The following is a 14,216-nucleotide window of genomic DNA, read 5'->3' as shown; positions in this document are numbered from 1 at the left end:
TGACGGCCTCGGTGCCCTGTCCGCCCGCTCACCGCGGGACGTGACATCACTGCGGTCCAGAGCACACCTTTCGCCGGGCAACCCTTCCCACCGACGGCCTCCCGGCCGTCGTGAAGCAGGGGAGTGCAGGGGGAAGTACCGGTTCCGACACACCCGACCTCGGGGGTCGAGGGGCCGAACAGTCAAGGAGCCGCCCGCCAGGGCGACTGACCACGAGCAACGTTATGGAGTAACCAGGTTGCCTACCATCAACCAGCTGGTCCGCAAGGGCCGCCAGGACAAGGCCAGCAAGGCCAAGACCCCGGCGCTCAAGGGTTCGCCCCAGCGCCGCGGTGTGTGCACCCGCGTGTACACCACCACCCCCAAGAAGCCGAACTCTGCCCTCCGCAAGGTCGCCCGCGTGCGCCTCAGCTCGGGCATCGAGGTCACGGCCTACATCCCCGGCGTCGGCCACAACCTGCAGGAGCACTCGATCGTGCTCGTGCGTGGTGGTCGTGTGAAGGACCTCCCGGGTGTGCGTTACAAGATCGTCCGCGGCACGCTCGACACCCAGGGTGTCAAGAACCGCAAGCAGGCTCGTAGCCGTTACGGCGCGAAGAAGGAGAAGAGCTGATGCCTCGTAAGGGACCCGCTCCGAAGCGCCCGCTCGTCGTCGACCCGGTCTACCAGAGCCCGCTCGTCACGCAGCTCGTCAACAAGATCCTCCTCGACGGCAAGAAGTCGATCGCCGAGATGATCGTCTACGGCGCCCTCGAGGGTGCTCGCCAGAAGACCGGCACCGACCCCGTCGCCACGCTCAAGCGTGCGCTCGACAACGTCAAGCCGGCCATGGAGGTCAAGAGCCGTCGCGTCGGTGGCGCGACCTACCAGGTGCCGATCGAGGTCAAGCCGAACCGCTCGACCACGCTCGCCCTCCGCTGGCTCGTCGGCTACTCGCGGCAGCGTCGCGAGAAGACGATGACCGAGCGCCTCATGAACGAGATCCTCGACGCGAGCAACGGCCTCGGTGCCGCTGTCAAGCGCCGCGAGGACACGCACAAGATGGCCGAGTCCAACAAGGCCTTCGCGCACTACCGCTGGTGACCCAGCGGTCCGGTCGGTATGCCGGGGAGCTCGCTCCACGGCATACCGCCGGGCACGCGCCCGCCCCGTCACATGACGGGGCCCACGGCGCCCACGATTTTCACTCCACGACGAATGAGACGAGAAACCTGACGTGGCACTCGACGTCCTGACGGACCTCAACAAGGTCCGCAACATCGGCATCATGGCGCACATCGACGCTGGCAAGACCACGGTGACGGAGCGCATCCTCTTCTACACCGGTGTCAACCACAAGATCGGTGAGACCCACGACGGTGCGTCGACGACCGACTGGATGGAGCAGGAGAAGGAGCGCGGCATCACGATCACGTCTGCCGCCGTGACCTCCTTCTGGGAGGGCACCCAGATCAACATCATCGACACCCCCGGACACGTGGACTTCACGGTCGAGGTCGAGCGCTCGCTGCGCGTCCTCGACGGTGCCGTCGCCGTGTTCGACGGCAAGGAGGGTGTCGAGCCGCAGTCCGAGACGGTGTGGCGTCAGGCCGACAAGTACGACGTGCCGCGCATCTGCTTCGTCAACAAGATGGACAAGCTCGGCGCCGACTTCTACTTCACCGTGGCGACCATCAAGGACCGCCTCGGTGCGGAGCCGCTCGTCATGCAGCTGCCGATCGGTGCCGAGAACGACTTCCTCGGTGTCATCGACCTCGTCTACATGCGTGCCCTCGTGTGGCCCGGCGACGCCAAGGGCGACGTGACCATGGGTGCCAAGTACGAGATCGCCGAGATCCCTGCCGACCTCCAGGCGAAGGCCGAGGAGTACCGCATGGCCCTCGTCGAGCGCGTCGCCGAGTCCGACGACGAGCTCATGGAGAAGTACCTCGGTGGCGAGGAGCTGACCCCCGAGGAGCTCAAGGCCGGCATCCGCAAGCTCACGGTCAACTCCGAGCTCTACCCGGTCTTCTGTGGCTCCGCGTTCAAGAACCGCGGCGTCCAGCCGATGCTCGACGCCGTCGTCGACTACCTCCCGTCGCCGCTCGACGTGCCGCCGATGATCGGTCACAAGCCGGGCGACGAGGCCGTCGAGCTGACCCGTGCGCCGTCCACCGAGGAGCCCTTCTCCGCGCTGGCGTTCAAGGTCGCGACGCACCCGTTCTTCGGCACGCTGACCTTCATCCGCGTCTACTCGGGCCACATCAGCTCGGGCACGAGCGTCATCAACTCGACCAAGGGCCGCAAGGAGCGCATCGGGAAGCTCTTCCAGATGCACGCCAACAAGGAGAACCCCGTGGAGGAGGCCCTCGCCGGCCACATCTACGCGGCCATCGGCCTCAAGGACACGACGACCGGCGACACGCTGTCGGACATCAACGAGCAGATCGTGCTCGAGTCGATGACCTTCCCGGACCCCGTCATCCAGGTCGCCATCGAGCCCAAGACCAAGGGCGACCAGGAGAAGCTCGGCACGGCCATCCAGAAGCTCTCGGCCGAGGACCCGACCTTCCAGGTCCACCACGACGAGGACACCGGCCAGACGATCATCGCCGGCATGGGCGAGCTGCACCTCGACATCCTCGTGGACCGCATGAAGCGCGAGTTCAAGGTCGAGGCCAACGTCGGCAAGCCGCAGGTGGCCTACCGCGAGACGATCCGCCGCGCCGTGCTCAAGTACGACTACACGCACAAGAAGCAGACCGGTGGCTCGGGCCAGTTCGCCAAGGTCCAGGTCAGCTTCGAGCCCCTGGGCGAGACCGAGGACGGCTCGATGTACGAGTTCGTCAACGGTGTCACCGGTGGTCGCGTCCCGCGTGAGTACATCCCGTCGGTCGACGCCGGCATCCAGGACGCCATGCAGTACGGCGTGCTCGCCGGGTACCCCCTCGTGGGCATCAAGGCGACCCTGAACGACGGCGCCTACCACGACGTCGACTCCTCGGAGATGGCGTTCAAGATCGCCGGCTCGATGGTCCTCAAGGAGGCCATCAGGCAGGCGGACCCCGTCCTGCTCGAGCCGATGATGGCCGTCGAGGTCCGTACGCCCGAGGACTACATGGGCGACGTCATCGGTGACATCAACTCCCGCCGTGGCCAGATCCAGGGCATGGAGGACATCAGCGGCGCCAAGGTCGTCAAGGGCCTCGTCCCGCTGTCCGAGATGTTCGGCTACGTCGGCGACCTGCGCTCCAAGACGCAGGGCCGCGCGAGCTTCTCCATGGAGTTCGACTCCTACGCAGAGGTCCCCAAGGCCGTTGCCGAGGAGATCATCAAGAAGACCCGCGGGGAGTGACTGCGGGACATCCCGTAGTCTCTTCCATCGGAAACCACCCCAACAGCGCCACGTCCTGCCCTGGTCGTACGGCGTAACACGAGATAGTCCTGAGGAGGACCACAGTGGCGAAGGCAAAGTTCGAGCGGACCAAGCCGCACGTCAACATCGGCACCATCGGTCACATTGACCACGGCAAGACGACGCTGACGGCTGCGATTTCCAAGGTTCTGCACGACAAGTACCCCGACCTGAACCCCCAGTTCGCGTTCGAGGACATCGACAAGGCTCCCGAGGAGCGCCAGCGCGGTATCACGATCTCGATCGCGCACATCGAGTACCAGACGGAGGGTCGTCACTACGCCCACGTCGACTGCCCGGGCCACGCTGACTACGTGAAGAACATGATCACGGGTGCGGCTCAGATGGACGGCGCGATCCTCGTGGTCGCCGCCACCGACGGCCCCATGCCGCAGACGAAGGAGCACGTCCTCCTGGCCCGCCAGGTCGGCGTCCCCTACATCGTCGTGGCGCTCAACAAGGCCGACATGGTCGACGACGAGGAGATCCTCGAGCTCGTCGAGATGGAGGTCCGTGAGCTCCTGTCGCAGTACGAGTTCCCGGGCGACGACCTCCCGGTCGTGCAGGTCTCGGCGCTCAAGGCGCTCGAGGGCGACGAGAAGTGGGGCCAGTCGGTCCTCGACCTCATGGACGCCGTCGACAACTCCATCCCGGAGCCCGAGCGCGACGTCGACAAGCCGTTCCTCATGCCCGTCGAGGACGTCTTCACGATCACCGGTCGTGGCACCGTCGTCACCGGTCGTATCGAGCGCGGCATCCTCAAGGTCAACGAGGAGATCGAGATCGTCGGCATCCACACCGGTCCGCCGGCCAAGACGACCGTCACGGGCGTCGAGATGTTCCGCAAGCTCCTCGACGAGGGTCGCGCCGGTGAGAACGTCGGTCTGCTCCTTCGTGGCACGAAGCGCGAGGACGTCGAGCGCGGGCAGGTCATCTGCAAGCCGGGCTCGATCACCCCGCACACGGACTTCGAGGCTCAGGTCTACATCCTCTCGAAGGACGAGGGCGGCCGTCACACGCCGTTCTACGACAACTACCGTCCGCAGTTCTACTTCCGTACGACGGACGTGACGGGTGTCGTGCACCTGCCCGAGGGCACCGAGATGGTCATGCCCGGCGACAACACCGACATGACGGTCGAGCTCATCCAGCCGATCGCCATGGAGGACGGCCTCAAGTTCGCCATCCGTGAGGGTGGCCGCACGGTCGGCGCCGGTCGCGTCACCAAGATCATCAAGTGATCTGACGCAGCACCAGCTTCACCTGCAGTTCCGGTAGGGCCCGTTCCGCTTCGGCGGGGCGGGCCCTACCGCTGTCCCGAGGGCACGCGGTCGCGGAACGCCCGACGGCCGGAGCGGCGTGGAGCGTCGGCGGCCGCTACCAGCGTCACTGCGCTTTCGTATGCCGTCGGCCGTCGGCCGCCGCCGATGCCGCTCGCGCCGTCGAGCGTCCCGCTCCTCGGTTCCGTATGCCGCGGGCACCCTCGGGCGCGCACGGCTGCCTCTCGCTCGGAGGTCAGGGTCTGGTGGCGGTGGTGTAGCGGACCTGTTGGGTGAGGTGCAGCTGGTCGTCGTCGCCCCGGTCCGCTTCCAGGGCGGTTGCGATCAGGGCCATGGCGTCCGGGAGCTCGCTGTCGGGGACGGAGGCCCAGAACTGGCGCATGCCGAGCGTCATCGTCCAGGCGCGCCAGGCGGCGGCGTCCGGGAGGGTGACGTCGAGCGGCTCGTCGTGGCTGTCGACGTCGGTGGCTCCTGCGGACTCGAGGAGCGCGGTCACCGAGTCCGTGGTGGCGAAGGGGCCGGTCCGACCGGTGGTGCGGGCGTCGAGCACCTGGGGCGGCGCATACGCCATGAGCACGGCCTCGGCGGCCGTCCAGGCAGGGTCGGTGGGACCGAAGGTCGACAGGCCGAGACGACCGCCGGGGCGCAGGAGGGCGATCCAGCCGCCGAGGGTCTCGGCGGGCTGGGGGTCGAAGAAGAGCACGAGAGACGCGGTGACGACGTCGAAGGTGTCGGGCGGCATCGTGTCCGGGGTGGCCTCACCCGTCCGGGTGTCGAGGGTGCTGACCGCTCGGGTCTCGGCCTCGGTGCGCAGCTGGTCGAGCATCGCGGCGGAGAGGTCGACCGCGGTGACGTGGCCGGTTGGCCCGACGGCGTCGACGAGCGGGAAGGTCGCGGCTCCGCGACCCGCGCCGACGTCGAGGGCGCGGTCACCGGGGCGGGGCGAGGTCAGCTCGACGAGGCGGGCACCGATGGGCCCGAACCACGGCACGCCGCTGCGGTCGTAGCCGGGAGCGAGCTGGTCGAAGAGCGCGGCGACGCCGGCGCGGCGTTCGGAGGGGTCCATGGCCCGATGGTCCTCCTCGCGGGGGCCGGCCGGCAGGTTGCGCGGCCGCCGATCCGGAGGAGCTACTGGCCGAGGGCGACGAGGACGACGGTGTCGGAGTCGGCGGCGAGGTAGGCCTTGGCGCGGAAGGATCCCTGGGCGAAGAGCGCGTCGAGCGAGGTAGAGCGGAGCAGCTGACCCGACGGCAGGGCGGAGCGGACGCCGTCCTCGACGTCGGGGGTCTCCGTGGTGGGCTCCGGGGAGGCTGCGCGGAGGGTGGTCGCCGTCTCGGGAGTGACCTCGACGACGGCGTCGATCCAGTACGTCGACGGTCCCGGTGCGTCGCCGCCGAGGGTCCCCGACATCCACGTCGCGGAAACCGGCGTGCCGAGCGCGCTGAAGCGCCTGGTCAGCGGCTCGAGGTCGGTGCGCACGTCTCCGGTGCCGGTCTTGGTCGCGCTGCTCACGGTGCTCCTCGTGCGGTCGGTGGCGGGGGTGGGGTCGGTGCTGCACCCCGCGGTGACGGTGACGGTCAGTGCGGCCGCGAGCGCGGCCAGGGCGGGGCGGGTCCTCATCGGCTGCTCCCTCGTTCGTCGGCTCGGTCCTCCCGACCCAGGCCCGGGGTGCGCTCGACATCCCCCGGTCCCACGTCGATGCTCGGCGGCGGCGAGCCGACCGGCCACGTGATCGTACGCGTGACGTCGCCGCTCGACGGGAAGGGCTTGGCCCAGCCGATCTCGGTGAAACGCCCGTTCTCGTTGTCGCCGGCGCCGCTCGCGATGTCGGACTGGTCGGGGTTGAAGTTGTAGTGGTCCTCGGCGTGCACGGTGACCTGCATCGAGACCTGGCCGTTCAGGGCGGTGACGTCGGCGCTGCTCCACTGCTGGTAGCCGCCGATCGTCTTCTGCCAGTTCTCGGTCGTCGGGTAGGCGGTCGCCGGGTGGGCGCCCCCGGTGATGCTGAAGTGCGAGTTGCCGTTGCGGACCATCTCGTCGACGGCCGCGGCGGTGCGGGCGACCTCCGAGTTGACGTTGGCCGCGATCGACGGGTCCTCCTGGTAGCCCTCCTCGTAGTCGAACCGCATCGGCTCGCCGTTGTTGTCCCAGTAGTGGGCATACATCGCCGTCGCGTCGTCGAGGTCCGACTTGACGATGCGGCCACCCTCGAGCTTCGCCATCCACTCGAGCTTGGCGATGTGGTCGTGCCAGTTCGAGTCCTTGGAGCCGTACTCGAACCCCTCGTCCCAGTCGATGTCGGGCTTCGTCGGCTCACCGAAGTCGTAGCCGTCGACGGGGCCACCCGTGCCCGTCGTGGCAGGTGGCGGAGGAGAGGACGGGGTGGGCGCGGGTCCCGGCGACGGTGAGGGCGTGGGACCGAACGACATCGGGACGCCGGCGCCGAAGGGAACTCCGCCTGCGGTGCCGCCGGATCCGCTTGTCCCACCGCCGTTCCCGCTGGTACCGCGCTGCTTCGCGGCGTTCTCGCGCAGCTTCGCGCCGAGGCCGTGCAGGGCGCGCTCCAGTGCGTCGATGCTGGGGGCGGACGACCGCCAGTCGCCACGGAAGGAGTCGAAGTCCCTTCCGCCCCAAGCGGTTCCGAGCGCGCCGAACGCGTGGTCGACGGCGTTGCGTACCGCCCGGCACTCGCCCGCGAAGCGGTCGAGCTCGCCGGCGCTGCGATCGAGGACGTCAGGATCGGCGCCCTTCTTGTACACGACCACGGCTGATGCCCTCCCCGAGCTGTCGGCGTCCGTGGCGACCGAGGCGTGGCCGCTCCCCAAACCCTAGGCAGGGTGGGCCGGCTCGGCCAATGGGGAGCTCTCCCCGTCTCAGGCGGTCCGCGGCCGCCAGAACCACGGCGTCACATCGGCCAGGAGCGAGGCGATCTCGCGTCGGACCGGCTCCGCGTGCGGCACGGCGACCGGCTCACCGTCCCGGAGCACCTGCTCATCGAGGGCCACGTGCAGCGAGCGCAGCGTCCGCATCGTGTTGCTCGCCTCGGCGGGCACCGGGCCCGGAGATCCCGCTGCGAACATCGCGCGGGAGTGACCGAGCCACCCGATGGCCGTGGCCTCGTCGACGTCGTCGCGGGTCAGCACGAGGGCGATCGCGCAGGCGAGCCGATCGTCCTCCTGGTCGCGCCACACGGACGTCGTCGGTGCGACGAGCCGAAGACCCAGGGCGTCGAGCAGGGCCGCGGGGTCGCCGACACCGGCGGCGCCACACGCCCCGAAGAAGTCGGCGCCGTGCGCGACGGCGTGCACCCACCCGAGGACGGGGTCGTGCCCCCGGAGGTCCTGCTCGGAGACGTACCACCGGGTGACGTCCTCGACCCAGCCCTGCTCGAAGTCGCCGGCGGAGACGAGCGCGGCGAGGACGAGCGGCGCGAAGGCGCGCGCCTCCACCCGTGAGTGGTCGAGCCGCTCGAGCATCTCCACGGCGAGCCACGAGCGGTCGTCCGCGCCGAGGGCGCCCTCCTGCACGAGGCGCGCCAGGGCGGCATACGCCCTGTCGTCCCGCACCGCGGGGTCGGGGGAGGCCAGGTCGTCGACGAGGGAACGCAGCGTGGTCTCGGGCATGCGGGCGATCCTGCCACTCGCCCCCACGGCGTGGCCGCGCCGACGTTCGTTGCCGCCGGTGCGCCGATGCCGTATGACTGGCCGCAGGGTCTCGACAGGGGAGAGGGTGTCGGCGCGCCGCACCCGCCGTCCGGCAGGTGGCAGGGGATCCGGCCGTGGGAGAGGGAGCCGGTGGGCCTCGGTGCTCGGCGTCGTGCTGGCGCTCTCCGTGTCCGGGTGCGCCAAGGACGGCGGTTCCGCCTTCACCCTGCCTCAGGCGGGATCGCCAGCAGGTCCGTCGACCGGTGACCTGACGCCCCGGGCACCGACCGACCCGGGCCCGACCACCCCTTCGCCCGCCACGCCGGCCGCGACCGTGGCCACGGCGACGTCGGACCCTGCCGCGCCGGTGGTCGTCGCGGGTCGCGTCATGGCTCGGAGGGCGGGCCTGTCCTTCGAGGTGCCGGACGGGTGGCAGGCCATCGACCCGTCGTCCGCCACTCGCGCCGGAGCCTCCGTGCTGCCGGACTCGTTCCGGACGCTCGCCGAGCAGTCCGGGATGACCGCGGACGAGTTCATGAGGCGGGTCGGCACCGCCATCGACGTCATGGTCATGGGCCGCCCGCGCCACGGGTTCGCCGACAACGTGTCCGTCATCCCGACACCCGGCACCCGTCTGCCGAGTGCCGCCGACCTGCGCTCCCAGCTGGAGCTGGCCGGCGCCTCGGTCGACCGCGTCGACCGCACGACGACGGCGGTCGGCGAGGCCCTCGTCGCGAAGTCGCGGGTGCCCCTCGCGACGATGATCGTCGCGAGCCGGTCCCTCGCCGTCCAGCTGGACGGGCACGTCACCTACATCACCGTCTCGGCCTCCGACTGGGATGCCGCCGACGCCATCGCCGACGGCATCCTGCGGACCCTGCGCCGCGCCTGACCCCGCGCGCCCCCTCCGGCCCGGCCCGACCCGAGCCGCCGGCCGACCGGCGGATAGGGTCGGGAGCCATGGCGCACTCGTTCGACACCGACACCGAAGCCCAGGGCCTCATCGACTACGTCGACGCCTCACCGACGCCGTTCCACGCGTGCGAGCAGGCGGCGGCGCGGCTCGTCGCGGAGGGCTTCACCGAGGTCGTCGAGACCGAGCCGTGGCCCACCGAGCCGGGCCGGCGCTACCTCGTGCGGGGCGGGTCGCTCATCGCCTGGGACACCACCGGCGCGCACGGGGCCGGGGCCGGTCCCGCGGCGGGCTTCCGCGTCGTCGGGGCCCACACCGACAGCCCCAACCTGCGCGTCAAGCCCAACCCGGACCACGCGCGCGCCGGCTGGCAGATGCTCGGCATCGAGCCCTACGGCGGCCTCATCCTCAGCTCGTGGCTGGACCGCGACCTCGGACTCGCCGGCCGGGTCGCCGTGCGCGGCGCCGACGGCGTCGAGTCGCGGATCTTCCACGGGCGGGACGCGCTGCTGCGCGTCGCGCAGCTCGCCATCCACCTCGACCGCACCCAGAACGAGGCGCTCACCCTCAACAAGCAGGCCCACATGGAGCCGCTCTGGGGCGTCGGCGACGAGCCCGGCGACTTCGTCGGCTACCTCGCCGAGCAGGTCGGGGTCGACCGCGAGGACGTGCTGTCGTGGGACGTCATGACCCACCCGGTCCAGCCGTCCACCCGCCTCGGTCGGGCGCGGGAGCTCATCGCGGCCCCGCGCCTCGACAACCTCGCGACGTCGTATGCCGGTGTGCGGGCGCTGCTCGACGCCGTGGCCACCGAGCCCGCCCACGTGCCGGTCCTCGTGCTCTTCGACCACGAGGAGATCGGCAGCACGTCCGAGCGCGGCGCCACCTCGACGCTGCTGCCCTCGGTGCTCGAACGCATCGTCACGGCCGGCGGCGGCACCCGCGACGACTACTGGCGCGCCCTGGCAGCGACGGTCATCGCGTCCGGCGACATGGGCCACGCCACCCACCCCAACTACGCCGACCGCCACGAGCCGATGCACCAGATCCGCGTCAACGGCGGACCCGTGCTCAAGGTCAACACCAACCTGCGCTACGCGACCGACTCGGTCGGTGCGGCGGCGTTCCGCCTCGCCTGCGAGCAGGCCGGCGTCCCCATGCAGACCTTCGTGACCCGCAGCGACCTGCCGTGCGGGTCGACGGTCGGGCCGGTGACGTCGTCCCTGACGGGCGCGACGACCGTCGACTTCGGGGCGGCGGCCCTGTCGATGCACAGCACGCGCGAGCTCATGGGGGCCGAGGACCCGGCGATGTATGCCGGAGCGCTGAGCGCGTTCCTCGCCCCCGCCTGAGCACGCGGCGGGGGAGTCGCAGCACGCTCCCGCGGGACGGTCCGTGGCCACCCGGGCGCGACGGCATACGTCCTCGGCCGGGGTGGCTCCGTGCGGACCTGCTGCTGCGGGGTGCGATGATCAAGGCGTGGAGACCACGCTCGTCGTGCCGGACCGGCCGACCCTCGTCTACGACGCCGACTGCGGGTTCTGCACGCGCAGCGTGCGGTTCATCGAGCGATGGGTCGACCGGCGCCAGCGCTACGACGTGCGTCCCTGGCAGTCGCTCGACCTCGCCGCAGTGGGACTCACCGCGCAGGACTGTGACGAGGCGGCCCAGTTCATCACCGCCGACGGCCGCGTCCTGTCGGGTCACCGCGCGATCGCGAGCGCCGCGACCCACGGCGCCCCGGCCTGGCGACCTGCCGGCCACCTCCTCATGGCGCCGGGGATCTCGTGGGTGGCCGCCAAGGCCTACCGCTGGGTTGCCGCGCACCGGCACCAGCTGCCGGGTGGCACCGCCGCGTGCGCCCGCCCTGCCGCCTGACGACGCGCCACGTGCACGGCCCTGCAGTGACGGCCCGGCTCGATTTGATAGTGCGGTGCGCGCTCTGGCACACTGTTCAGGTTGCTTGACGCGCGTCGCTGACCCATGTCGGTGCCGCCGCCCCTTGAGAGCCTCCTGACGGGGACTCGCCCGGACTCCTCTCGGAGGCCCGAGGGAAGCGCAAGTTACCCGGTTCGGCCGGGCAATCCACACGAAAGTGGCACTCAGGTGCGCACCTTTCACCGCGAAGCGGGCGCGACACGCCCGACCTCGGGGGTCGGATGGCCAAGGGAACCGGTAGTCAGAAGCGAGAGAGAGACGTTCATCAGATGGCGGGACAGAAGATCCGCATCCGGCTGAAGTCGTACGACCACGAGGTCATCGACAACTCGGCGCGGAAGATCGTTGACACAGTGACGCGCGCCGGCGCGACCGTGGTGGGACCCGTCCCGCTGCCGACGGAGAAGAACGTCTTCGTCGTCATCCGGTCGCCGCACAAGTACAAGGACAGCCGCGAGCACTTCGAGATGCGCACGCACAAGCGCCTCATCGACATCATCGACCCGACGCCCAAGGCCGTCGACTCGCTGATGCGTCTCGACCTGCCGGCGGACGTCAACATCGAGATCAAGCTCTGAGGCGGTTGTAGAGATGACTGTTGCTCAGAAGAACGTCAGGGGCGTGCTCGGCGAGAAGCTCGGCATGACCCAGGTGTGGGACGCAGACAACAAGCTCGTCCCCGTGACCGTGGTCAAGGCCGGCCCCTGCGTCGTGACGCAGGTGCGTGCCGACGAGACCGACGGCTACTCCGCGGTCCAGATCGCCTTCGGTGCGATCGACCCGCGCAAGGTGAACAAGCCCATGAGCGGCCACTTCGAGAAGGCCGGCGTCACGCCGCGCCGTCACCTCGTCGAGCTCCGCACGGCCGACGCCGCCGCCTACGAGCTCGGCCAGGAGATCACGGCCGAGTCCTTCGAGGCCGGCCAGCGCGTCGACGCGACGGGCACGACCAAGGGCAAGGGCTTCGCCGGTGTCATGAAGCGTCACGGCTTCCACGGCGTCAGCTCCTCCCACGGTTCGCACCGCAACCACCGCAAGCCGGGCTCCATCGGCGGCTGCTCGACCCCGGGCCGTGTCTTCAAGGGCATGCGCATGGCTGGTCGCATGGGTGGCGTTCGCCAGACGACCCAGAACCTCCAGATCCACGCCGTTGACGCCGAGAAGGGCCTCCTGCTCATCAAGGGTGCCGTTCCCGGCCCCCGCGGTGGCATCGTCCTGATCCGTACGGCTGCGAAGGGTGCATGATCCACATGGCCACGAAGACCCCCACGCTTCCCGCTGACATCTTCGACGTCCAGACCAACGTCCCGCTGATCCACCAGGTCGTGGTGGCGCAGCTCGCGGCCGCTCGTCAGGGCACGCACTCGACGAAGACCCGCGGCGAGGTCCGCGGCGGTGGGCGCAAGCCCTACCGCCAGAAGGGCACCGGTCGCGCCCGTCAGGGCTCGACCCGCGCCCCGCAGTTCGCCGGCGGTGGCGTCGTCCACGGCCCGCAGCCGCGTGACTACTCGCAGCGCACCCCCAAGAAGATGAAGGCCGCCGCCCTGCGCGGTGCCCTCTCCGACCGGGCCCGCTTCGACCGCATCCACGTCGTCGACTCCATCGTCTCGGGCGACCTGCCCTCGGCGAAGGACGCCGCCGCGCTGCTCGCCGGTCTGACCGAGCGCCCCAACCTGCTCGTCGTGCTCGAGCGCGGTGACGGGGTGGCGTTCAAGTCGGTCCGCAACCTGCAGAACGTCCACGTCCTGGTCGCCGACCAGCTCAACACGTACGACGTCCTGTGCGCCGACGACATCGTCTTCACCCAGGCCGCCCTCGACGCGTTCGTCGCCGGTCCCGTGAAGGCTGACAAGGCCGACAAGGAGGCCACCAAGTGAGCATCCACACCAAGGACCCCCGCGACATCCTGATCGCGCCGGTCGTCTCCGAGAAGTCGTACGGTCTGCTCGACGAGGGCAAGTACACCTTCATCGTCGACCCCCGTGCGAACAAGACGGAGATCAAGATCGCCATCGAGCAGATCTTCAACGTCAAGGTCGACAAGGTCCACACCCTGAACCGTCAGGGCAAGACCCGTCGCACCCGTTTCGGCCTCGGCAAGCGCAAGGACACCAAGCGTGCGATCGTCTCCCTCCGCGAGGGAACGATCGACATCTTCGGTGCGGGCGCCTGAGATCGACGAAGAATAAGGACACACGAACATGGGTATCCGTAAGTACAAGCCGACCACGCCGGGCCGTCGTGGCTCGTCGGTCGCCGACTTCGTCGAGATCACGCGTTCCACCCCGGAGAAGTCGCTCGTCCGCCCCCTGTCGAAGACGGGTGGCCGCAACAACGCTGGCCGCATCACCACGCGTCACATCGGTGGTGGCCACAAGCGTGCCTACCGCGTCATCGACTTCCGTCGCCATGACAAGGACGGCGTGCCGGCCAAGGTCGCTCACATCGAGTACGACCCCAACCGCACCGCGCGCATCGCGCTCGTCCAGTACTCCGACGGCGAGAAGCGCTACATCCTGGCTCCGAACAAGCTGAAGCAGGGCGACCCGATCGAGAACGGCCCCGCGGCCGACATCAAGCCGGGCAACTCGCTTCCGCTGCGCAACATCCCGGTGGGTACGGTCGTCCACGCGATCGAGCTCAAGCCCGGTGGTGGCGCGAAGATCGCCCGCTCCGCGGGTGCTCGCGTGCAGCTCGTCGCCAAGGACGGCCCCTACGCCCAGCTGCGTATGCCGTCCGGTGAGATCCGCAACGTCGACGCGCGCTGCCGCGCGACCGTCGGCGAGGTGGGCAACGCCGAGCAGAGCAACATCAACTGGGGCAAGGCCGGCCGCATGCGCTGGAAGGGCAAGCGCCCGACCGTCCGTGGTGTCGCCATGAACCCGGTCGACCACCCGCACGGTGGTGGTGAGGGCAAGACGTCCGGTGGACGTCACCCCGTCAGCCCGTGGGGTCAGGCCGAGGGCCGGACCCGCAAGGGACACAAGGAAAGCGACAAGCTCATCGTTCGTCGCCGCCGTACTGGCAAGAAGCGCTGATAAGGAGCC

16 protein-coding genes are annotated in these 14,216 nt (G+C 69.8%); 12 read left to right on the top strand and 4 right to left on the bottom strand.

Annotation, left to right across the window (positions count from 1 at the left end; all coding sequences use genetic code 11):
* Nucleotides 1–238 precede the first annotated feature (238 nt).
* From rpsL to tuf, 4 genes are all read left to right on the top strand, one after another.
* Nucleotides 239–613 (top strand): 30S ribosomal protein S12, encoded by a 375-nt coding sequence (gene rpsL, locus ASH01_RS02995; protein ID WP_020143255.1) that lies wholly within the window; start codon nt 239–241, stop codon nt 611–613.
* Nucleotides 613–1,083: a 30S ribosomal protein S7 gene (gene rpsG, locus ASH01_RS02990; RefSeq protein ID WP_020143254.1), complete on the top strand. Its 471-nt coding sequence runs from the start codon at nt 613–615 to the stop codon at nt 1,081–1,083. Before rpsL ends, rpsG begins: the two co-directional genes overlap by 1 nt.
* A gap of 133 nt (nt 1,084–1,216) precedes the next feature.
* Nucleotides 1,217–3,334 carry an elongation factor G gene (gene fusA / locus ASH01_RS02985; RefSeq protein WP_056771105.1) on the top strand — a complete coding sequence of 706 codons (2,118 nt, stop codon included), beginning with the start codon at nt 1,217–1,219 and terminating at the stop codon, nt 3,332–3,334.
* A 104-nt stretch (nt 3,335–3,438) separates the two neighbouring features.
* The gene (tuf, locus tag ASH01_RS02980; protein WP_020143252.1) at nt 3,439–4,635 is read left to right on the top strand and encodes an elongation factor Tu; all 1,197 of its coding nucleotides are present in this window, start codon (nt 3,439–3,441) and stop codon (nt 4,633–4,635) included.
* Nucleotides 4,636–4,909: 274 nt separating this feature from the next.
* Here the strand turns inward: tuf and ASH01_RS02975 are convergent, their stop codons facing one another.
* From ASH01_RS02975 to ASH01_RS02960, 4 genes are all read right to left on the bottom strand, one after another.
* Nucleotides 4,910–5,740: a class I SAM-dependent methyltransferase gene (locus ASH01_RS02975; protein ID WP_056771102.1), complete on the bottom strand. Its 831-nt coding sequence runs from the start codon at nt 5,738–5,740 to the stop codon at nt 4,910–4,912.
* A gap of 62 nt (nt 5,741–5,802) precedes the next feature.
* The gene (locus tag ASH01_RS02970) at nt 5,803–6,294 is read right to left on the bottom strand and encodes a hypothetical protein (RefSeq protein ID WP_056771099.1); all 492 of its coding nucleotides are present in this window, start codon (nt 6,292–6,294) and stop codon (nt 5,803–5,805) included.
* A complete protein-coding gene (locus ASH01_RS02965; protein WP_056771095.1) occupies nt 6,291–7,439 on the bottom strand; it encodes a WXG100 family type VII secretion target in 1,149 nt (382 codons plus the stop codon). Before ASH01_RS02965 ends, ASH01_RS02970 begins: the two co-directional genes overlap by 4 nt.
* A 108-nt stretch (nt 7,440–7,547) precedes the next feature.
* Complete coding sequence (locus ASH01_RS02960; protein ID WP_056771093.1) at nt 7,548–8,297, bottom strand: DUF2785 domain-containing protein; 750 nt, start codon at nt 8,295–8,297, stop codon at nt 7,548–7,550.
* A gap of 181 nt (nt 8,298–8,478) precedes the next feature.
* Here ASH01_RS02960 and ASH01_RS02955 point away from each other — a divergent pair, with 181 nt between their 5' ends.
* The 8 genes from ASH01_RS02955 to rplB all read left to right on the top strand — a co-directional run bounded on the left by ASH01_RS02955 (nt 8,479) and on the right by rplB (nt 14,207).
* Nucleotides 8,479–9,210, top strand: coding sequence for a hypothetical protein (locus ASH01_RS02955; protein ID WP_056771091.1), 732 nt, complete (start codon nt 8,479–8,481; stop codon nt 9,208–9,210).
* 68 nt (nt 9,211–9,278) lie between these two features.
* Nucleotides 9,279–10,583 carry a M18 family aminopeptidase gene (locus tag ASH01_RS02950; RefSeq protein ID WP_056771089.1) on the top strand — a complete coding sequence of 435 codons (1,305 nt, stop codon included), beginning with the start codon at nt 9,279–9,281 and terminating at the stop codon, nt 10,581–10,583.
* Nucleotides 10,584–10,710: 127 nt separating this feature from the next.
* On the top strand, nt 10,711–11,109 hold the full coding sequence (locus ASH01_RS02945; protein ID WP_200961744.1) for a thiol-disulfide oxidoreductase DCC family protein: 399 nt from the start codon (nt 10,711–10,713) through the stop codon (nt 11,107–11,109).
* Nucleotides 11,110–11,438: 329 nt separating this feature from the next.
* Nucleotides 11,439–11,747, top strand: a complete 309-nt coding sequence (rpsJ, locus tag ASH01_RS02940; RefSeq protein ID WP_009775966.1) for a 30S ribosomal protein S10 — start codon at nt 11,439–11,441, stop codon at nt 11,745–11,747.
* A 13-nt stretch (nt 11,748–11,760) separates the two neighbouring features.
* On the top strand, nt 11,761–12,414 hold the full coding sequence (gene rplC / locus ASH01_RS02935; RefSeq protein WP_056771087.1) for a 50S ribosomal protein L3: 654 nt from the start codon (nt 11,761–11,763) through the stop codon (nt 12,412–12,414).
* Nucleotides 12,411–13,046, top strand: coding sequence for a 50S ribosomal protein L4 (gene rplD, locus ASH01_RS02930; protein ID WP_056771084.1), 636 nt, complete (start codon nt 12,411–12,413; stop codon nt 13,044–13,046). Before rplC ends, rplD begins: the two co-directional genes overlap by 4 nt.
* Nucleotides 13,043–13,342, top strand: a complete 300-nt coding sequence (rplW, locus tag ASH01_RS02925; RefSeq protein WP_056771080.1) for a 50S ribosomal protein L23 — start codon at nt 13,043–13,045, stop codon at nt 13,340–13,342. The genes rplD and rplW overlap by 4 nt, the downstream gene beginning before the upstream one ends.
* Nucleotides 13,343–13,370: 28 nt before the next feature.
* The gene (gene rplB / locus ASH01_RS02920) at nt 13,371–14,207 is read left to right on the top strand and encodes a 50S ribosomal protein L2 (RefSeq protein WP_020143241.1); all 837 of its coding nucleotides are present in this window, start codon (nt 13,371–13,373) and stop codon (nt 14,205–14,207) included.
* Nucleotides 14,208–14,216: the final 9 nt, after the last annotated feature.

The sequence above is a fragment of the Terrabacter sp. Soil811 genome, assembly GCF_001429655.1.
Taxonomy (GTDB): Bacteria; Actinomycetota; Actinomycetes; order Actinomycetales; family Dermatophilaceae; genus Terrabacter.
This window is presented reverse-complemented; position numbering and strand designations above follow the sequence as displayed.